The organism is Mycobacterium mantenii (genome assembly GCF_010731775.1).
Lineage (GTDB): Bacteria > Actinomycetota > Actinomycetes > Mycobacteriales > Mycobacteriaceae > Mycobacterium > Mycobacterium mantenii.
Genome location: NZ_AP022590.1, coordinates 3737465 through 3756325 on the forward strand (window position 1 = coordinate 3737465; position 18861 = coordinate 3756325).

The window sequence follows — 18861 nt, forward strand, 5'->3', positions numbered from 1 at the left end:
CGCAGTCCCGGATGCTGGTTCTTCAGCAGCGGCAACAGCACCCGCCTCTTCGCGGCGGGCGACCAGCGTGACGCCGTGGCCGCGGTCGGCCAGTTCGCGGGCGATGTCGGCGCCGATGCCCGACGATGCGCCGGTCACGACGGCGGTGCTGGTGGCTGAGGGAGACGGAAGGGCCACGCGCTTACCCTAGAACGCCGAGCGTGGGCAGCACTCATCACCGCCGAACGTGAAGCTGGCCGCACGCTCGGCGTCGAATGTGCGGCTAGCTTCACGCTCGCCGGACGTTCGTCCGCCGCACACGAAAAAGCCCGGCCCCTTGTGGGGACCGGGCTTTTTCGCAGGCGGACTTAGAAGTCCATGCCGCCCATGCCACCGGTCGGGTCGCCCGCGGGTGCGGCCGCCTTCTCCGGCTTGTCGGCGACGACGGCCTCGGTGGTGAGGAACAGCCCCGCGATGGACGCCGCGTTCTGCAGCGCCGAACGGGTCACCTTCACCGGGTCGGCAACGCCGGCCTTCAGCAGGTCCTCGTACTCACCGGTGGCCGCGTTCAGGCCGGTGCCGGCCTTCGAGTTGCGGACCTTCTCGGCGACAACGCCGGGCTCCAGCCCGGAGTTGAAGGCGATCTGCTTCAGCGGAGCCTCGAGCGCCACGCGGACGATGTTGGCACCGGTGGCCTCGTCGCCGGTGAGCTTGAGCTCCTCCAGGGCCGGTGCCGACTGCAGCAGGGCCACGCCACCACCGGCGACGATGCCCTCCTCGACGGCGGCCTTGGCGTTGCGGACCGCGTCCTCGATGCGGTGCTTGCGCTCCTTGAGCTCGACCTCGGTCGCGGCTCCGGCCTTGATCACCGCAACACCGCCGGCCAGCTTGGCCAGGCGCTCCTGCAGCTTCTCGCGGTCGTAGTCGGAGTCGCTGTTCTCGATCTCGCTGCGGATCTGGGCCACCCGGCCGGCGATGGCGTCGGAGTCACCGGCGCCCTCGACGATGGTGGTCTCGTCCTTGGTGACGACGACCTTGCGGGCCTTGCCCAGCAGGGCGACGTCGGCGCTCTCCAGCGAAAGGCCGACCTCTTCGCTGATGACCTGACCACCGGTGAGGATGGCCATGTCCTGCAGCATCGCCTTACGACGGTCACCGAAGCCGGGAGCCTTAACGGCCACCGACTTGAAGGTGCCGCGGATCTTGTTGACGACCAGGGTGCTCAAAGCCTCGCCCTCGACGTCCTCGGCGATGATCAGCAGCGGCTTACCGGCCTGGATGACCTTCTCCAGCAGCGGCAGCAGGTCCTTGACGGTGGACACCTTGGAGCTGACCAGCAGGATGAAGGGGTCCTCGAGGACGGCTTCCTGACGCTCGGCGTCCGTGACGAAGTAGCCCGAGATGTAGCCCTTGTCGAACCGCATGCCCTCGGTGAGCTCGAGCTGCAGGCCGAAGGTGTTGGACTCCTCGACGGTGATGACGCCCTCGTTGCCGACCTTGTCCATCGCCTCGGCGATCAGGTCGCCGATGGACTGATCACCCGCGGAGATGGCCGCGGTGGCCGCGATCTGCTCCTTGGTCTCGACGTCCTTGGCGGACTTGAGCAGGGTCTCGGTGACCTTCTCGACGGCCTTCTCGATGCCGCGCTTCAGGCCCAGCGGGTTGGCGCCGGCCGCGACGTTGCGCAGACCCTCTTTGACGAGCGCCTGGGCGAGCACCGTGGCCGTCGTCGTGCCGTCACCGGCGACGTCGTCGGTCTTCTTGGCGACTTCCTTGACCAGCTCGGCGCCGATCTTCTCGTAGGGGTCCTCCAGCTCGATCTCCTTGGCGATGGACACACCATCGTTGGTGATCGTGGGGGCACCCCACTTCTTCTCCAGGACGACGTTGCGGCCCTTGGGACCCAACGTCACCTTTACCGCGTCGGCGAGGGCGTTTAGCCCGCGCTCGAGGCCGCGACGGGCCTCTTCGTCGTACGCAATTGTCTTGGCCATTGCGAAGTGATTCCTCCGGATTGGGAATGAAACGCGGGTCACCGGGTTACGGCAACCCCGCTACTTACGCTGGCCGGGCGCAGTGCCCGCGACGGACGACCAGAGCTGGCCTCACCGTCCCGACCTAGCACTCACCCACTGCGAGTGCCAATGTCATTCTTAGCACTCGCCTATGTCGAGTGCAAGAAAGAGGTCAGCGCTCTCGCCCAGCGCGTAAACCGTCGATGACGACGTCGGTCACGCGCTCGGCCAACGCCGAGTCGTAGGCCTCCATGGCCTGGCACCCCACCATGATCGCCTTCACCTCGCGCCCCCCGATGTCCTGGCGCGCGGTGCCCGCCCGCTGCGCGGCCCGCAGCAGCTCGTCGAGCATGGCCAGGAACGCGTCCTCGGCTTCGGGCGCGGCGGTGGCGACGTCGATCCCGAACCCGGCGAGCGCGTCGACCAGGCCGCGATCGGCCGCGCCCCACTGCAGCACGATCGACCGCAGGTAGGCGAACAGCGCTTCGCCGGGGCCGACGGACTCGAGCAGCGCGCGCCCGTCGTCGACGAGCCGCTGCATCCGGTCCTCGATGACCGCCTGGAAAAGCGCCTCCTTGGTGGGAAAGTGCCGGTAGACGGTGCCAGCCCCGACGCCGGCGCGGCGCGCGACCTCGTCGATGGGCACCGCGAGGCCCTCGGCCGCGAAGGTCTCGTAGGCGACGTCCAGCACGCGCGCGCGATTGCGCGCCGCGTCGGCGCGCAGCGGGCGATCGGGCTGCGCCATCTGTTCATTCCTCCGCAGTTGACAAAGCGGGGCGAGCGTTCCGTATAGTTCCAATCAACCGGAGCGCTCGCCCCGTTTACTCTACAAGTTCAAGGAGCCTGCCATGGCCAAGTGGACCACCGCGGACATCCCCGACCAGTCCGGCCGGGTCGCCGTCATCACCGGAGCCAACACCGGCCTGGGCTTCGAGACCGCCCAGGCGCTGGCCGGACACGGCGCCCGCGTGGTGCTGGCGGTGCGCAACCTGGACAAGGGCAAAGACGCGGCGGCCCGGATCACCGCCCGCAGCCCGCACGCCGACGTCGCGTTGCAGGAGCTCGACCTGACCTCGCTGGAGTCCGTCCGGGCCGCGGCCGACCAATTGCGGTCCGCGCACGACCGCATCGACCTGCTGATCAACAACGCCGGGGTGATGTACACGCCGAAGTCGAACACCAAGGACGGCTTCGAACTGCAGTTCGGCACGAACCACCTGGGCCACTTCGCCTTCACCGGCCTGCTGCTGGACCGGCTGCTCCCGGTCGCCGGATCGCGGATCGTCACGGTCAGCAGCGTCGGTCACCGCATCCTCGCCGACATCCACTTCGACGATCTGCAATGGGAACGCCGCTACAACCGGGTCGCCGCCTACGGGCAGGCCAAGCTCGCCAACCTGCTGTTCACCTACGAACTGCAACGGCGGCTCGCCCCACATGGCACGACGATCGCCGCGGCCGCGCACCCCGGCATGTCCGACACCGAGTTGATGCGCAACATGCCCGGCCCGCTGCAATTCGCGTTCGAGCGGATCGCACCGTTCGTCGCCCAGAACCCGGCCATGGGCGCGCTCCCCACCCTGCGCGCGGCCACCGACCCGGCGGTGCTCGGTGGGCAGTACTACGGACCCGACGGCCCTGGCCAGACGCGGGGCTATCCGAAGATCGTGGGCTCCAGCGCCAAGTCGCACGACGTCGACCGGCAGCGGCGGCTGTGGGCGGTTTCCGAGGAGCTCACCGGGGTGGTCTACCCGCTCGACTAGGGCAGATGGTGCCGACCCGCCGCGCCCGGCGCAAGCGCCGCGCTTGCGATCAGCACCGGCAGGTCGAGCCGTCCCCGATCAGGGCAGATCGAGCAGCTGCTCGTAGAACCCGCCGAAACCGCGCGAGCGATCGACGAGGTGGATCTCGAGGATCCAGTGGCAGGTGCGGCCGCGCGGATCGGTGCGGCGCATCGGTTTGTTTGACCCGGGCATGATGTACCACTCGACGCCCGGGCCGGCGATTTTCTTGTGCGGGAACTCGCCGATCAGATGGCCCGCGATGCGGCTGCCCCACTCGAAGCCCTCGGCGTGCGCCACCCCGACAACGAAGTCGAACAGCTCGGCCCCGGTGACGTCGGGACGTTCCTCGAAGTACTCGCGGCCGGCCTCCCACACCCGCGGCAGGGCGTCGCGAACGGCCGTCTTGTGCGGGTCGGCGCCGAGCACGAACGTCCGCCCGAAGTCGGCCTCCCACTCCTCGAAGATCGGACCCAGGTCGAGGAAGACGATGTCGCCCTCGACGATCAGCCGATCCGGCGGGCGTTCGTGGAACGGCTGCAGCGTGTTCGCCCCGGCCCGCACGATCCGCCGGTGCCAGTGCCGGGTCACCCCGAACATCTCGCCGGCGAGGTGGTGGATGTCATCGGACAGTTCCTTCTCGGCCAGCCCGGGGCGAATCATGGCCCGCCGCTCGATCTCGTCGAACAGTTGCGCGGCTTTGCGTTCGGCGTCCAGCAGTCGTTGCACGCGAACATCTTCGGCGGTCGATCGGTCCACATCGGCGATGCTATGCGCACACTGGAACCATGTCCCTTGTCGTGCCGCCCTATCCGCCAGCCCGATACACCAAAGACGAACCGGAGATCAGCGCCTGGCTCAAGCGGGCCGATCAGCCACCCGACTATGAGACGTCCGGGGTCAAGTACCACTACCTGGCCAACCAACAGGACACCGCCGGCGACTACGGGCTCTACCGGGTCGACATCGCCCCGGCCGGCGGCGGGCCGCCCGCGCATTTCCACCGGGCCATGTCCGAGGCGTTCTTCGTGTTGTCCGGAACGATGAAGCTCTACGACGGCACCGAGTGGACGGACGGGCGGCAAGGCGACTTCCTCTACGTGCCGCCCGGGGGCGTGCATGGGTTTCGCAACGAGGCGAACGACCCGGCATCGATCCTGATGTTGTTCGCGCCCGGCGCGCCCCGCGAGGCCTACTTCGAAGGCTTCGCGGCGCTGGCCGACATGACCGACGACGAGCGCCGGGAATGGTTCATCCGCCACGATAATTTCTGGGTGCAGTAAACCCTTCCATTAATCCGGATTTTCCTCTGCCGTAACGCTTCTGGTCGCTCGCCTCGAGCGCTGGCCACCGGCGTAGGGTGTGGCCGTGCGGACGAGGAAGCCGTCGAAGCGGGCTGCGGCCTGGATGCGGCAGAGAATCGATTGGTCGATGAGCGCCCCGGTGATGATCAGCCTGCGCGTCAAACGCCGGAAACCCCGGAGCACACCGGATTTTCGGCCGCGCCCACCGGCGCCGGTCGCCGTGCGGGAACGCGGTATCCGGGTTAGCGGCTATCAGCGCGGCGGCCGGGGATACCGCGATCGGGCCCAGGCACGCCTGTCCCTGGCACCGCCCGCGATGACCCGAAGGCCCCGCGTGCCGCGCACGTCGGGCCGGCGCCCGTCGCCCATTCGGTAACAGCGCACTGCGAGAATCGGCGGCTAACGCACGCCTTTCAGGTCGCCGTCCACGTAGCGCTGCAGGTTGGGACCGATGGCCGCGATCGCCTCGTCGTCGGTCATCGACGCGAGCGGCTCGATCTGCCAGACGTAGCGCATCAGCGCGAGGCCGATGGTCTGCGATGCGATCAGGCCGCTGCGGACCAGGCGCTCGTGTTCGTCGCTGCCGAGCTGCGCGACGCCCATCAGGCTGCCCGCGACCACGCGTCGCAGTTTCTCGCGCGTGGTCGGTTCGTGCGCCGCGGTTTGCAGGATGGCGTGCAACGTCGGCCCGATCTCCTCGTCGGCCCAGCTGTCCAGCATCAGCCTCAGCACGGCGGCGCCGAGCCGGTCCACCGGCGTGGTCCAGACCTTGGCGACGTTGTCCAACCACTTCTGCGGCGGGTTGGTCGCCGCGTCGAGCAACTTCTCCTTCGATCCGAAGTAGTGGTAGACCAGCGCGGGATCGACGTCCGCGGCCCGGGCGATCGCGCGGATTGTGGTTCCCGCCCAACCGTTTTCGGCGAATTCGTCGCGGGCGGCGGCCACGATCCGCGCGGCCAGCACCCCGCGTTCATCCCGCGGACCGGGAGTTAACGGTTTCTTCGCCATGAGTTTCATCCTAGCGTGAATTTCCTCTTGCGTTGAGACTTGTTTCAACGTAGCGTGAGACTAGTCTCAACGGGCCGTGAAAATTGAGGAGCAGTGCCACCATGTACATCTACGACATCGACACCGCGGCCATGTTCGACGACCGCACCGATCAGTTCGCGAAGTTCGGCATCCCACTGGGCGACATCGAGCGGGTCCGCGCGGCCGTCGACAACATGTGGGCCGATACACCCGGCGGATGGGTCTATGAATGGTCTTGCCTGGCAAGCGAATACGTCGAGCGCGGAGAGCACCCGATGGCCTCCCTGGTCTACGGGTGCGCCAAGTTCCCCTGCCTCACCGACCCGGCGCGGGTCAAGGCGATGCAGCACCAACTCGAGCAATTTCAGTTGGCGGCCGGCGACTTTCCGGTGCACTTCGAGCGGCGCATCGTCACCGTCCCGCATCGCGGTGGGTCCGTCGAGGTGCCGGTGCACCTGTATTCCGCCGACGGCACCTACGCGACCCGGCCGGTGCTGATCGCCAGCGGCGGTGTCGACACCTGGAAGATGGACATCCACCCATGGTGGGTCGGGTTCACCCAGGGCGCGGGCGTGACCACGATGGCCTTCGACCATCCCGGCACCGGTGAGACCGCGATCCCGCTCGACGGACACGCCGACGAGGTGATCCGTGGGCTCGCCGACTACGCCCGGACACTGGGCGACGGCCGGGTCGCCCACTTCGGTGCGTCGTTCGGCGGCAACTTCGCCGCGATGTCCGGGCTGTCCGGAATCGTCGATGCCGCAGTCGATCTCGGCGGTCCGGTCGTCGCCGCCTTCGGTCCGGAGAATCTCGACAGGCTGCCCTACGGCATGCACGACATCCTCGGCAACGCCATGCACCGGGACCACTCCCCCACCCTCGACGAGCTCAGCGCAGGTATGAATCACCTGAACCGCGAGAATCTGCTTGCCCGGCATGACAATTCGGCGATGTTGGTGATCAACGGGGCCGACGACTACTTCATCCCGCAGTCCGACACCCTGGTATTCCAGGGCCGCCGCGACACCGAGGTGCACCTGATCGAGGGCACCGGCCACGTCGCAATGAGCAAGGCGCCCGAGGTGGTGCCGAAGATCATCGCCTGGCTGCGCGCGCAATTCGCGTCGACGCCAGTGCGATAACGCACGCGCCTTATTTGCCGAATCCGGAGGAAATCGCAGTCTGGATAACGGTTTTTTCTCCCTAAGCGTGCCGCGACCGGACCGTCGAAAGGTCTCGCCCAACCCGGCGCCGCCGGTCGTCGATGAGTATCTTTTGGGCCATGGCTTCCAACGACAGAGAGAACCGCAGTTGGTCGGAGGGCGACGTCCCGGATCAGAGCGGCCGCGTCGTCGTCATCACCGGCGCCAACACCGGCATCGGGTACGAGGCGGCCGCCGTGCTGGCCTACCGCGGCGCCCACGTCGTGCTCGCGGTTCGCAACCTGGAGAAGGGCAACGCGGCGTTGGCGCGCATCGTCGCCGCGAGTCCCCGCGCGGATGTCACACTGCAGCAGCTGGATCTCACCTCCCTGAACTCGGTGCGCTCGGCCGCCGCCGCGCTGGGCGCCGCCTACCCGCGCATCGACCTGCTGATCAACAACGCCGGGGTGATGTGGACGCCCAAGCAGGTCACCCACGACGGCTTCGAATTGCAGTTCGGCACCAATCATCTGGGCCACTTCGCCCTGACCGGGCTGCTGCTCGACAACCTGCTGGTAGTGCGGGATTCGCGGGTGGTGACGGTCAGCAGTCTCGGTCACCGGCTGCGGGCCGCGATCGACTTCGACGACCTGCAGTCCGAACACCGATACGACCGGATCGCCGCCTACGGGCGGTCCAAGCTGGCCAACCTGCTGTTCACCTATGAGCTGCAGCGCCGGCTGGCGGCCAAGCCCGACGCGAGAACCATCGCCGTCGCCGCCCATCCCGGCGGCTCCAACACCGAGCTGGCCCGCAACCTGCCGGGCGTCTTCCGGCCGGTGAAGGCCGTGCTGGGGCCGGTGCTGTTCCAGAGCCCGGCCATGGGCGCGCTGCCGACGCTGCGGGCCGCCACCGATCCAGCCGTCCAGGGCGGCCAGTACTACGGCCCGTCCGGCTTCCTCGAGCAGCGCGGCCGCCCCAAGCTCGTCGAGTCGAGCGCCCAATCCCACGACCCGGAGCTGCAGCGCCGGCTCTGGGCCGTCTCAGAAGAACTCACCGGCGTCAGCTTCCCCGTCTGACGCGCGGATAATGGCTCCGATGCGCTCAGTCGCCGAACATCAACGGGTCGTCACCGAATTGATTCGTGCCCGGCCCCCGGTCGCGGTCCCGGTGGCCGAGGCCCAGGGCCTGGTCCTGGCCGAAGACGTGGTGGCGCAGCTCGCGCTTCCGGTCTTCGACAACTCCGCGATGGACGGCTACGCGGTGCGCGCCGAGGACACGTCGCGCGCCACGCCCGAACATCCGGTGGTGTTGCCCGTCGCCGAGGACATTCCGGCCGGGCGCACCGACGAACTCACGCTGCAACCCGGCACCGCCCACCGGATCATGACGGGCGCGCCGCTGCCGGCCGGCGCGACGGCCGTCGTGCCGGTGGAGGACACCGACGGCGGCGTGGAGACCGTGTCGATCCGCGCGCCCCGCGAGGCCGGCAAGCACATTCGCCGCGCGGGCGAGGACGTCTCGCCCGGCACCACGGTCTTGCGCAGGGGCCAGGTGGTGACGCCGGCCGTGCTCGGGCTGGTGGCGGCGCTGGGCATCGCCGAGTTGCCGGTGATCCCACGCCAGCGGGTGCTGGTGATCTCGACCGGGTCGGAGCTGGTGACGCCGGGCACCGCGCTGCGGCCGGGGCAGATTTACGAGTCCAACTCGATCATGCTGGCCGGCGCCGTTCGGGATGCGGGCGCCGAGCTGGTCGCCGTGGCAACCGCAGAAGACGAAGTGGCCCAATTCAGTTCGATCATCGAGCGATACGCGGGCGACGCGGATCTGATCATCACCAGCGGCGGCGTCAGCGCCGGTGCCTACGAGGTGGTCAAGGACGCCTTCGGGCGCGAGGGCGACCAGGGCGTGGAATTCGTCAAGGTCGCGATGCAGCCGGGGATGCCTCAAGGCGTGGGACGGGTGGCCGGCGCGACCATCGTCACGCTGCCCGGCAACCCGGTCAGCGCGCTGGTGTCCTTCGAGGTGTTCATCCGGCCCGCCCTGCGCAAAGCCATGGGCCTGCCGGACCCGGAACGCCCGCACCGCACCGCGGTGCTCGCCGAGTCGCTGACCTCGCCGCGCGGCAAGCGCCAGTTCCGGCGCGCGGTGCTCAGCGACGACGGCGGGAGCGTCACCAGTTACGGGCCGCCGGCATCGCATCACCTGCGCTGGCTGGCGTCGGCGAACGGGCTGTTGGACATCCCGGAGGACGTCGTCGAGGTGCCCGAGGGAACCCAGCTGCAGGTCTGGGATCTGCGCTAGCGCCGACCGCGTTCAGGCCGCGGGCGTGGCCACGTCCCGATGGAATTCGTCGGCCTTGTCGAAGGCCGGGGTGCAGCGGATGGCGATGCCGACGATCGACATCATCACCGGGATGGTGACCAGCGCCGCCGCCAGCCCGACCCGACCGGACAGCTGGCCGATCAGCGGCGGCCCCAGCAGGTAGCCCAGCCACCCGGTCGCTGCCACGATGGCGACCGCCGATTTGCCGTCGCTCGCGCCGTAGGCCCCGCTGAACGCGGTGGGCACCAGCAGCGCCACGCCGGCGCCCAGCGCCGCGAAACCGAGCACGCCGACCCAGGCGTTGGCGGCGGCCAAGGTCACGCTCATGCCCACGACGGCCACCAGCGCCAGCGCCGGCAGCAGCCGGCGACTGGACACCCGCGCGTGCAGCCGGGGTGCGCCGAACCGGGTGACGACCATCGCACATGTGTAGGCGGCGTAGCTCAGCGCGGAGACGCTCGGGCCGGCGCCGATGACGTTGCGCAGGTAATTGGCCGACCAGTCGGTGGCGGCGCCTTCGCACAGGAACGACGCGAACGACACCGCCGCCAGGATTGCCACCGTCGGCGTCATCCAGGCCCGCCTCCCCGGGGTCGGCTCCGGAGACGCGGCCGAGGCGTCCACCGCGTCGGAGATCAGGCGACGGGACAGGGTTTCCACCACGATCAGGACCACCAGCCCGAGCACCGTCAGTTGGACGGCCAGGCCGACACCCGCGCCGACGCACGCCGCACCGATCACCGCCCCCACCAACGCCCCGACGCTCCACATGCCGTGGAATCGCGCCATGATCGGGGCTTTGGCGAGCCGCTCGACCGTGCCCGCCTGGGTGTTCATCGCGACGTCCAGCGCCCCCTGGAACAGCCCCCACAGCGCGAGCGCACCGAACAGCGAGGCCGCGGATCCGGCCAGGCCTACCGTCATTCCGGCCAGGGCATAACCGGCCACCGTGACCGGGATCAGCCGGTGGCTCCCCCAGCGGGGCAGCGCCCAGTGGCTGAGCAGCGTGGCCACCACCGATCCCAGCGGCGCGCCGAACAGCGCCGTGCCGAGTGCCGCGTCGGACAGGCCGAGCCCGGCCTTGACGTGGGGAATGTGGGCGGCCCAGGACGAGAACACCACACCGTGCGCGATGAATACGGTGGTGACCGCGACTTTCGCCCGGCCCACGTGTGTTGCCGGCCGATCGGCGCTCTGGGATTGCATGTCGAAGGTGGGCGTTCCCTCTGCGGGCGTCTACGAATCAGCCGCGCGCTCCGTAAGATGGCCGCGTGGCACGACGCCCCCGCACTATCGGCCCCACGGCTTCGGACCCGGGCTTCAGCCCGCAGCATGCGCTGGAGTTGGTGCGCTCGGCCGTCCCACCAGTGCATCCGGCCGGGCGACCGTTCATCGGCGCCGGGCTGGCGCTGGCCCTCGTCGGCCGCCGGCACCGATGGATACGACGCGCGGGCCTGCTGGCGGCGGGCGCCTGCGCGGGCTTCTTCCGTCACCCCCCTCGGGTGCCACCCACCCGGCCCGGTGCGGTCGTCGCACCGGCCGACGGCGAGGTCTGCGTGATCGACTTCGCCGCCCCGCCCGCCGAACTCAGCATGGGCGACGCGCCCCTCCCACGGATCAGCATCTTCCTGTCCCTGCTGGACGCCCACGTGCAGCGCGCCCCGGTCAGCGGCGAGGTGATCGCCGTGCAGCACCGGCCGGGCCGATTCGGCTCGGCCGATCTGGCCGCGGCGAGCTCGGAAAACGAGCGCACCAGCCTGCGCATCCGCACCGCCGGCGGCGCGGACATCGTCGCGGTGCAGGTGGCCGGGTTGCTGGCCCGACGCATCATCTGCGACGCGCACGTCGGGGACAAGTTGTCCATCGGTGACACCTACGGCCTGATCCGGTTCGGTTCCCGCCTGGACACCTATCTGCCTGCGGGCGCCGAGCCGCTGGTGAAAGTCGGCCAGCGCGCGATCGCCGGCGAGACTGTGTTGGCCGAGCTGCCATGATCAGCAAGCCGCGCGGGCGGCCGGCGGTCAATCTGCAGATCCTGCCGAGCGCGATGACGGTGCTCTCCGTCTGCGCGGGACTGACCTCGATCCGGTTCGCTCTCGAACACCAGCCCAAGGCCGCGATGGCGCTCATCGCGGCGGCCGCCATTCTGGACGGACTCGACGGGCGGGTGGCCCGCATCCTGGACGCCCAGTCGCGGATGGGCGAGGAGATCGACTCGCTGGCCGATGCGGTGAACTTCGGCGTGACCCCGGCGATCGTGCTCTACGTGACGCTGCTGACGAAGTCGCCGGCCGGCTGGGTGGTGATCCTGCTCTACGCAGTCTGCGTGGTGTTGCGGCTGGCGCGATTCAACGCGCTGCAGGACGACGGCAGCCAGCCGTCCTACGCGCACGAGTTCTTCGTCGGCATGCCCGCGCCGGCCGGCGCCATCTCGATGATCGGTCTCATCGGACTCAAGCTGCAGTTCGGTGACGGCTGGTGGACGTCGCCGCTGTTCCTGTGCATCTGGATCACCGGGACCTCGATCCTGATGGTCAGCAAGATCCCGATGCGCAAGATGCACGCGGTCGCCGTGCCGCCCAGTTGGGCCGCACCCCTGCTGGCGGTGCTGGCGATCTGCGCGGCGGCGGCGGTGCTGGCGCCGTATGTCTTGATCTGGGTGATCATCGTCGCCTACCTGTGCCACGTGCCGTTCGCCATCCGCAACTCGCGCTGGCTGGCCGCGCACCCCGAGGCGTGGGATGACGCACCCAAGCAGCGCCGCGCCACCCGGCGGGCGATCCGCCGGGCCGAGCCCCACCGCCGGTCGGTGGCGCGGCTGGGCCTGCACAAGCCGGGCAGGCGCTTGCCGTGAGTCGCTCCGGCGACGATGCGGGCCGCTCCGGCCCGGGCAGCGGCGGGGCCCTCGGCTCCGGCCCGGCCCGTCAGCTCACGCTGACCGCGCGGCTGAACGCCTCCGCCGTCGACTCCCGCCGCGGGGTCATCCGGTTGCATCCGAACGCCGTTGCCGCACTGGGGATTCGGGAGTGGGACGCGGTATCCCTGATCGGGTCGCGCACCACGGCGGCTGTCGCCGGCCTCGCCGGCCCGGACACGCCCGTCAGCACCGTGCTGCTCGACGACGTCACACTGTCCAACGCGGGGCTGCGGGAGGGCACGGCGGTGATCGTCGGCGCGGTCACCGTCTACGGCGCGCGGTCGGTGACGCTGTCCGGCTCGGCGCTGGCCACCCAGTCGGTCATGCCGGTCACGCTGCGACAAGCGTTGTTGGGCAAGGTGCTTACCGTCGGCGACGCCGTGTCGTTGCTGCCCCGCGACCTGGGTCCGGGCACCTCGACGTCGGAGGCCACCCGCGCGCTGGCGACCGCGGTGGGCATCAGCTGGACCTCGGAGTTGCTGACGGTCACCGGCGTCGACCCCGAGGGGCCGGTCAGCGTGCAGCCCAACTCGCTGGTCACGTGGGGCACCGGTGTCCCGTCCGGCGCCTCGTCGCGGATATCCGTCGAAGTCGCCAGGCCGGAGATGGTCGTCGAGGAACTCAAGGGCACCCAGCCGCAGGCCGCCAAGCTCGTCGAATGGCTCAAGCTCGCGCTCGACGAACCGCACCTGCTCAAGACATTGGGCGCCGGCGCCAACCTCGGCGTGCTGGTTTCGGGCCCGGCCGGCGTGGGCAAGGTGACCCTGGTGCGCGCGGTGTGCGGCGACCGGAGGCTGGTCACCCTGGACGGCCCGGAGGTCGGCGCGCTGGGCGCCGAAGACCGGCTCAAGGCCGTCGCCTCGGCGGTGCAGGCGGTCCGCGACGGTGGGGGCGTCCTGCTGATCACCGACGTCGATGCCCTGCTGCCGGCCATCGCCGAGCCGGTGGCCTCGCTGATCCTGGGCGAGCTGCGGACCGCGGTGGCCACCGAGGGCGTCGCCCTGATCGCCACCTCCGCGCGGCCCGACCAGCTCGACGCCCGGCTGCGGGCCCCCGATTTGTGCGACCGCGAGCTGGGCCTGCCGCTGCCCGATGCCGGCACCCGCAAGGCACTGTTGGAGTCGCTCCTGCGAAACGTTCCCTTTCGCGATCTCGATCTCGATGAGATCGCGTCTCGTACACCGGGTTTCGTCGTCGCTGACCTTGCCGCGCTGGTTCGCGAAGCGGCACTGCGGGCGGCCTCGCGGGCCAGCACCGACGGCCGGTCGCCCGCGCTGAAGCAGGAGGACCTGGCCGGCGCGCTGACCGTCATCCGGCCGCTGTCCCGCTCGGCCAGTGAGGAAGTCAGCGTCGGCGACATCACGCTCGACGACGTCGGTGACATGGCCGAAGCCAGACAGGCGCTGACCGAGACCGTGCTGTGGCCGCTGCAACACCCGGACACCTTCGCCCGGCTGGGTGTGCAGCCGCCGCGCGGGGTGCTGCTGTATGGGCCGCCGGGCTGTGGCAAGACCTTCATCGTGCGTGCGCTGGCCAGCACCGGGCAGCTGTCCGTACACGCCGTGAAGGGCTCCGAGCTGATGGACAAATGGGTGGGCAGTTCGGAAAAGGCCGTGCGCGAACTGTTTCGGCGCGCCCGGGATTCGGCGCCCGCACTGATCTTCCTCGACGAGGTGGACGCGCTGGCGCCGCGACGCGGACAGAGCTTCGATTCGGGCGTGACCGATCGGGTGGTCGCCGCGCTGTTGACCGAGCTCGACGGTGTCGATCCGTTGCGCGACGTGGTCGTGCTGGGTGCCACCAACCGGCCGGATCTCATCGACCCCGCACTCCTGCGCCCGGGCCGGCTGGAGCGCCGGGTCTTCGTCGAACCTCCCGACGCCGCGGCCCGCCGCGAAATTCTGCGCACCGCAGGCAAATCCATCCCACTGAGCGCCGACGTCAACCTCGACGACGTGGCCGCCGGACTCGACGGGTACAGCGCCGCCGATTGCGTGGCGCTGCTGCGCGAGGCCGCGCTGACGGCGATGCGCCGGTCGATCGACGCCACCGACGTGACGGCCGCCGACCTCGCGGCGGCGCGCGAAAACGTCCGGCCCTCTTTGGATCCCGTAGAGATCGAGTCGCTACGGGCGTTCGCCAAAGCTCTGTAGCACGGCCAGGGCCGACGCCGCGACGTCCTTTTCCAGCCAGGTCGGCATCGGGTCGTCCCGCGCGTGGCGCCGCACCACGGCGTAGGGAAGGTCGGCGACCGCCCGCGCGACGGCGTCGACGGATCGCGGCTTGCTGTTGCCGTATAGCTGCCGGGCCAACACCGCTATGCGCTGCGTCAGTGGGGCGTTCATCGCGGCGAGCGTCTGCTGGAATGCCGCGTCGGGCTCGTCGTCGAGTAGGTCGTTCGGGCGGATCGTCAACAAGAGCCGGGCGTCTTCGGGGAGGGCGCGCGCGAAGCCGACGGCGGCGACGGCCATCGCGACGGCGGTGTCAAGAGGGGTGCCGCCGTCGGCGGCCAGCGCGCGCTGCTGGAAGCGTTCGAGCGCGCGCAGCCACGCCGCCGTCAGAATCCCGTCCCGGTTGCCGAACCGGTGGTACAGCGTGCCCGCCGGTGCGCCGCTGGCTTTCGCGATCGCGGCCACGCTGGCCGCGCGCGGTCCGCCGTCGAGCACCAGCCCTCGGGCTGCGTCGAGGATCACATCGGTTCCGTGCTTCCGCGGAGGTGCCACGATCTAGTACATTCCTTCTATATGGAACGATTACCCTATATCGATGAGCATGCCATAACCATCGACGCCACGCGCGACGACACGTGGTCGGCGCTGCTGCGGGTGATGTGCCGCGACCCGCACGACCCGTCGCCCGTGCCCTTCGGCTTCGTCCTGGACGAGGCCCGGCCACCGGAGCGGTTCGCGCTCAAGGGCCGACACCCGTTCGCGGTCTACCGCTGGGTGTTCGAGTTGGACGCCCTCGACTCCGCCCGCACCCGGCTGCGCGCGGCCACCTGGGCGGACTTCCCCGGCCTGCACGGCAAGGCCTATCGGGCGCTGGTGATCGGCACCGGCGGGCACCGTGTCGTCGTGCGGCGAACCCTGAAACGCGTCGCCGCGGCGGTGCTCGACGACCGCACGCAAACCGGTGAGACCGCGGCCGACTACGTGGACGTCTTCGAAGTCCCCATCTCCGCCGGCGACGTGCGCACCGCCGAGCAAGCGTTTCGCGATGGCCTCGGCGACATGCCGGGTGCCGGCGGACGCCTGGTGTTGTGGATCCACCGCAACGTGCTGAGGTTGCGCCTGGGCCCGCCCCGCTCCCCCGATCACCTGATCGGTTGGCCGATCGTTCGGTCGGATCCGGACGAGCTGGTGCTCTCGACGCGCGGACCGCTGATGCGCGGCGAGCTGACGCTGCGCCGCCAAGACGGCCGGCGCGCCGTGCTCACCACCCGGCTGCACTACCGCCACCGGATCGCCGCCCGGGCGGTCTGGGCGCTGATCGGCCCTCTACACCGGGCCGTGGCGCCGCGGCTGATGCAGCGCAGCGCTCACAAGGGTGGTGCCCTGGCGGAGATAAGTTAGTCCACATGATTGAACATCCGACCGCGCTGCAGGTCGTCGAGGGAATCGATTTGTCCGCCAAGACATTCGTGATCACCGGCGCGTCGTCGGGTCTGGGCCGCGAGTCGGCCCGGGCGCTGGCCGCCGCTGGCGCCCACGTCATCGCGGCCGCCCGCAACCGCGAGGCGCTCGCGGAGACGGCCCGGTGGATTGCGGCCGAGGTACCCGGAGCCCGCACTTCCACGGTGCAGCTCGACCTCACCGCGTTGTCCGGTGTTCGCGCGGCGGCCGCCGCAATCGGCGGCATCACCCCGGTCGTCGACGTGCTGATGAACAACGCCGGCGTCATGTTCACGCCGTTCGCCCGCACCCGGGATGGCTTCGAACTGCAAATCGGGACAAACTATTTCGGGCACTTCGAATTCGCCCGGCTGCTCGTTCCCCCAGCTCACCGCCACCGGCAGAGCCCGGATCGTCGCCCTGTCTTCCGGGGGCCACGTCATGGGCGACGTCGACTTCGACGACCCTAATTGGGAACGACGCGAATACGACAAGTTCGCCGCCTACGGAGCCTCCAAGACGGCGAACGTCCTGCACGCGATGGAGGCCGACCGGCGCCTGCGCGAATTCGGAATCCGCGCCTACGCGGTGCATCCCGGCACCGTGGCCACCTCGCTCGCCCGGTACATGTCGCGCACGGATTTCTCGCAGTTGCGTAAGCTCGCCGCGCAGAACAGTCCCGAACCCTCCGACGGCTTCCTTGACTTCGTGATGCCCGAACACGGCGCGGCGACGCAGGTGTGGGCCGCGGTCGGCCCAGAGCTGGCCGACTGGGGCGGTCTCTACCTGGAAGACTGCCGAATCAGTGAAGCCGCACCCCACGCTCGCGACCCGGGGCGCGCGGCCGAACTGTGGGAGCTCTCCGAGAGGCTTTGTGCCACAACCTGATCGCACGCCGCCTTACGGCTCGGGAAGCGGCATCCATTCGCGGGACAACCGCGAGGTGAAGCGCGGCGGCCGGCGATCGAGAAACGCGGCGACGCCCTCGGCCGCATCGGCGCCGCCCATCACCCGTTCGTGCAGAAGGGTTTCCAGCACGGCGACCTGTCGCGGTGTGTAGCGATTGATCGCGCTGTCCCACAACAGGCGTTTACACAGCGCCGCCGACATCGGCGCCACGTTGACCGCGATGTCGCGGGCGACGGTCAGCGCGTGGTCGAGCACCCGCCCGGCGGGCATGGCCCGGTTGGCGATGCCGAGCGCGGCGGCCTCCGTCCCGCCGAACGTGCGCCCGGTGAGCAGGATGTCGGCGGCCACCCCCAGGTTGGTCAGCTGGGTCAGCGTCCAGTGCGCCATGCAGTCGGGTAGCACGCCGCGGCGGACCTGCACCACACCGTATTTCGCGTCCTCGGCGACGATGCGGATGTCGGCCTGCAGCGCGATGGTCAGCCCGATGCCGATGGCGTGGCCGTTGACCGCGGCGATCACGGGTTTGCGCAACTCGAACGCCGCGGGGGTGATCGGCGAGGCCGAGAATGTGCCTTTTGGGCCGGGGTCCGGGGGTGCGTCGAATGGGCTTGCGCCGCCCGAGAAGTCGGCCCCGGCGCAAAAGGTGCGGCCGGCGCCGGTCAGGACGATGGCCCGGACGTCGTCGTCCTCGTCGCAGTCCCGGTATGCGCGGCTGAGCAGTGTGCCCATCTCGGCGGTGTAGGCATTGAGGTGGTCGGGCCGATTGAGCGTGAGCACCGCCACGCCCGAATCGATGTCGACCGTCAGGTCGGTGCTCATCGCAGCGCCGGCACCCGGTGCAGGGCGCCGATCATGTCGGCGACGTCCGCGGGACGGGGGGTATAGCCCGGGAAGTAACAGCACACCTCGCCGGCGTGCTCACCGAACCGCGCGGCGATCTGCTCTGCGCACTGCTCGGGCGTGCCGACGATCCCGATCCGGGCCACCATCTCGTCGGTGATCAGCCGGCGCATCTCGGCGAAGCGGCCCTGCTTGGACAGCGCATTGAGCTCGGGCTGGACGTCGGCCCAGCCCTCGACCTGCAAGACGGGCAAATACGCTGGCGTCGAGCCGTAAAACGCGATGAGGGAAGCCACCCCGTTGACCGCGGTCGTCAGGTCGGCCTCGTCGCGGCCGACTGCGACCATGGCCTGGGCGATGATCTGAAACTCACCCAACGCCCGCCCCGAGCGGCGCAGCCCCTCGCCGATGGCGGGCACGGTGCGTTCGGCGAAGTGGCGGGCGCTGTTGAACGGCATCACCAACAGGCCGTCGGCAGCCTCGGCGGCGGTGCGCGTCATCACCGGGCCCAGCGCACCCAGCAGCACCGGCGGCGGCCCGAACGGGTTGGGGCCGGGGTTGAAATTGGGCGCCATAATGGTGTGCGTATAGAACTCGCCGCGAAAGTCCAACCGGGCCTGGCCTTCCCACGCGGCGAAGATCGCCTTGATCGCGGCGATGGCTTCGGCCATCCGGGCCGCCGGCCTGTCCCAGCTACTGCCGTAACGCTTTTCGATGTGCACCTTGATCTGCGAGCCAAGGCCGAGCCGGAACCGGCCGCCGCTGTAGAGCTGCAGGTCGTAGGCGGAGTGCGCCAAGTGCAGCGGGCTGCGCGGCGGGGCGATCGCGACGTTGGTCATCAAGTCCAGGCCGGTCGCTCCGGCGGCGATGAGCAGCGGGAAGAAGACATCGTGCTGGCCCTCGAAGGTGAACAGCCCGTCCGCACCCGTCGCGGCGATGTCGGCGGCACTCGCCGCCGCCTCCGCCGGTGAGCCGCTGACCTGAAGCTGAACCTTCATGCGCCCGT

General features: G+C 69.7%; 17 protein-coding genes and 2 pseudogenes. 10 read left to right on the forward strand and 9 right to left on the reverse strand.

Translation table 11 applies throughout. The features are described from left to right. Nucleotides 1–21: 21 nt before the first annotated feature. The 3 genes and pseudogenes from G6N50_RS16870 to G6N50_RS16880 form a co-directional block, all read right to left on the reverse strand. Nucleotides 22–177, reverse strand: a pseudogene (locus G6N50_RS16870) (SDR family NAD(P)-dependent oxidoreductase); the annotation flags it as partial. 170 nt (nucleotides 178–347) lie between these two features. Next, nucleotides 348–1973 carry a chaperonin GroEL gene (groL, locus tag G6N50_RS16875; protein ID WP_083094990.1) on the reverse strand — a complete coding sequence of 542 codons (1626 nt, stop codon included), beginning with the start codon at nucleotides 1971–1973 and terminating at the stop codon, nucleotides 348–350. A 193-nt stretch (nucleotides 1974–2166) separates the two neighbouring features. After that, a complete protein-coding gene (locus G6N50_RS16880; protein ID WP_083094989.1) occupies nucleotides 2167–2739 on the reverse strand; it encodes a TetR/AcrR family transcriptional regulator in 573 nt (190 codons plus the stop codon). Between the two features lie 103 nt (nucleotides 2740–2842). Between G6N50_RS16880 and G6N50_RS16885 the strand changes: the two genes are divergently transcribed. Then, on the forward strand, nucleotides 2843–3757 hold the full coding sequence (locus G6N50_RS16885) for an SDR family NAD(P)-dependent oxidoreductase (protein WP_083094988.1): 915 nt from the start codon (nucleotides 2843–2845) through the stop codon (nucleotides 3755–3757). Between the two features lie 78 nt (nucleotides 3758–3835). On the opposite strand, the gene G6N50_RS16890 is transcribed toward G6N50_RS16885, so the two are convergent. After that, nucleotides 3836–4534, reverse strand: coding sequence for a M24 family metallopeptidase (locus tag G6N50_RS16890; RefSeq protein WP_083094987.1), 699 nt, complete (start codon nucleotides 4532–4534; stop codon nucleotides 3836–3838). Between the two features lie 29 nt (nucleotides 4535–4563). On the opposite strand from G6N50_RS16890, the gene G6N50_RS16895 reads away from it, so the two are divergent. After that, a complete protein-coding gene (locus G6N50_RS16895) occupies nucleotides 4564–5058 on the forward strand; it encodes a cupin domain-containing protein (protein ID WP_083094986.1) in 495 nt (164 codons plus the stop codon). Nucleotides 5059–5478: 420 nt separating this feature from the next. On the opposite strand, the gene G6N50_RS16900 is transcribed toward G6N50_RS16895, so the two are convergent. Beyond that, entirely contained in the window at nucleotides 5479–6087 is a 609-nt protein-coding gene (locus G6N50_RS16900; RefSeq protein ID WP_083095076.1) for a TetR/AcrR family transcriptional regulator, read from the reverse strand. 101 nt (nucleotides 6088–6188) lie between these two features. Between G6N50_RS16900 and G6N50_RS16905 the strand changes: the two genes are divergently transcribed. The 3 genes from G6N50_RS16905 (at nucleotide 6189) to moeA (ending at nucleotide 9557) form a co-directional block, all read left to right on the forward strand. Next, entirely contained in the window at nucleotides 6189–7253 is a 1065-nt protein-coding gene (locus tag G6N50_RS16905) for an alpha/beta hydrolase (RefSeq protein WP_083094984.1), read from the forward strand. A gap of 140 nt (nucleotides 7254–7393) precedes the next feature. Beyond that, the gene (locus tag G6N50_RS16910; RefSeq protein WP_083094983.1) at nucleotides 7394–8332 is read left to right on the forward strand and encodes an SDR family NAD(P)-dependent oxidoreductase; all 939 of its coding nucleotides are present in this window, start codon (nucleotides 7394–7396) and stop codon (nucleotides 8330–8332) included. A 19-nt stretch (nucleotides 8333–8351) separates the two neighbouring features. Continuing rightward, on the forward strand, nucleotides 8352–9557 hold the full coding sequence (gene moeA / locus G6N50_RS16915; RefSeq protein ID WP_083094982.1) for a molybdopterin molybdotransferase MoeA: 1206 nt from the start codon (nucleotides 8352–8354) through the stop codon (nucleotides 9555–9557). A gap of 12 nt (nucleotides 9558–9569) precedes the next feature. Here moeA and G6N50_RS16920 read toward each other — a convergent pair whose 3' ends face one another. Further along, nucleotides 9570–10784 (reverse strand): MFS transporter, encoded by a 1215-nt coding sequence (locus G6N50_RS16920; RefSeq protein ID WP_083094981.1) that lies wholly within the window; start codon nucleotides 10782–10784, stop codon nucleotides 9570–9572. Between the two features lie 65 nt (nucleotides 10785–10849). Here G6N50_RS16920 and G6N50_RS16925 point away from each other — a divergent pair, with 65 nt between their 5' ends. The 3 genes from G6N50_RS16925 to G6N50_RS16935 all read left to right on the forward strand — a co-directional run bounded on the left by G6N50_RS16925 (nucleotide 10850) and on the right by G6N50_RS16935 (nucleotide 14648). Further along, on the forward strand, nucleotides 10850–11572 hold the full coding sequence (locus tag G6N50_RS16925) for a phosphatidylserine decarboxylase (protein WP_179970025.1): 723 nt from the start codon (nucleotides 10850–10852) through the stop codon (nucleotides 11570–11572). After that, nucleotides 11569–12432, forward strand: coding sequence for a CDP-diacylglycerol--serine O-phosphatidyltransferase (gene pssA, locus G6N50_RS16930; protein WP_083094980.1), 864 nt, complete (start codon nucleotides 11569–11571; stop codon nucleotides 12430–12432). The genes G6N50_RS16925 and pssA overlap by 4 nt, the downstream gene beginning before the upstream one ends. Nucleotides 12433–12512: 80 nt before the next feature. Then, nucleotides 12513–14648, forward strand: a complete 2136-nt coding sequence (locus G6N50_RS16935) for an AAA family ATPase (RefSeq protein ID WP_142275547.1) — start codon at nucleotides 12513–12515, stop codon at nucleotides 14646–14648. Here G6N50_RS16935 and G6N50_RS16940 read toward each other — a convergent pair. Continuing rightward, nucleotides 14622–15218, reverse strand: a complete 597-nt coding sequence (locus G6N50_RS16940) for a TetR/AcrR family transcriptional regulator (RefSeq protein WP_083094978.1) — start codon at nucleotides 15216–15218, stop codon at nucleotides 14622–14624. The two genes, G6N50_RS16935 and G6N50_RS16940, sit on opposite strands and share 27 nt — an antisense overlap. A gap of 21 nt (nucleotides 15219–15239) precedes the next feature. Between G6N50_RS16940 and G6N50_RS16945 the strand changes: the two genes are divergently transcribed. Then, nucleotides 15240–16067, forward strand: a complete 828-nt coding sequence (locus G6N50_RS16945) for a DUF2867 domain-containing protein (RefSeq protein WP_083094977.1) — start codon at nucleotides 15240–15242, stop codon at nucleotides 16065–16067. 5 nt (nucleotides 16068–16072) lie between these two features. Further along, a pseudogene (locus G6N50_RS16950) lies at nucleotides 16073–16994 on the forward strand (SDR family NAD(P)-dependent oxidoreductase). Nucleotides 16995–17006: 12 nt separating this feature from the next. On the opposite strand, the gene G6N50_RS16955 reads toward G6N50_RS16950, so the two are convergent. Both G6N50_RS16955 and G6N50_RS16960 read right to left on the reverse strand, forming a co-directional pair. Beyond that, on the reverse strand, nucleotides 17007–17834 hold the full coding sequence (locus G6N50_RS16955; protein WP_083094976.1) for an enoyl-CoA hydratase-related protein: 828 nt from the start codon (nucleotides 17832–17834) through the stop codon (nucleotides 17007–17009). Continuing rightward, nucleotides 17831–18853 carry a TIGR03617 family F420-dependent LLM class oxidoreductase gene (locus G6N50_RS16960; RefSeq protein ID WP_083094975.1) on the reverse strand — a complete coding sequence of 341 codons (1023 nt, stop codon included), beginning with the start codon at nucleotides 18851–18853 and terminating at the stop codon, nucleotides 17831–17833. Before G6N50_RS16960 ends, G6N50_RS16955 begins: the two co-directional genes overlap by 4 nt. Nucleotides 18854–18861: the final 8 nt, after the last annotated feature.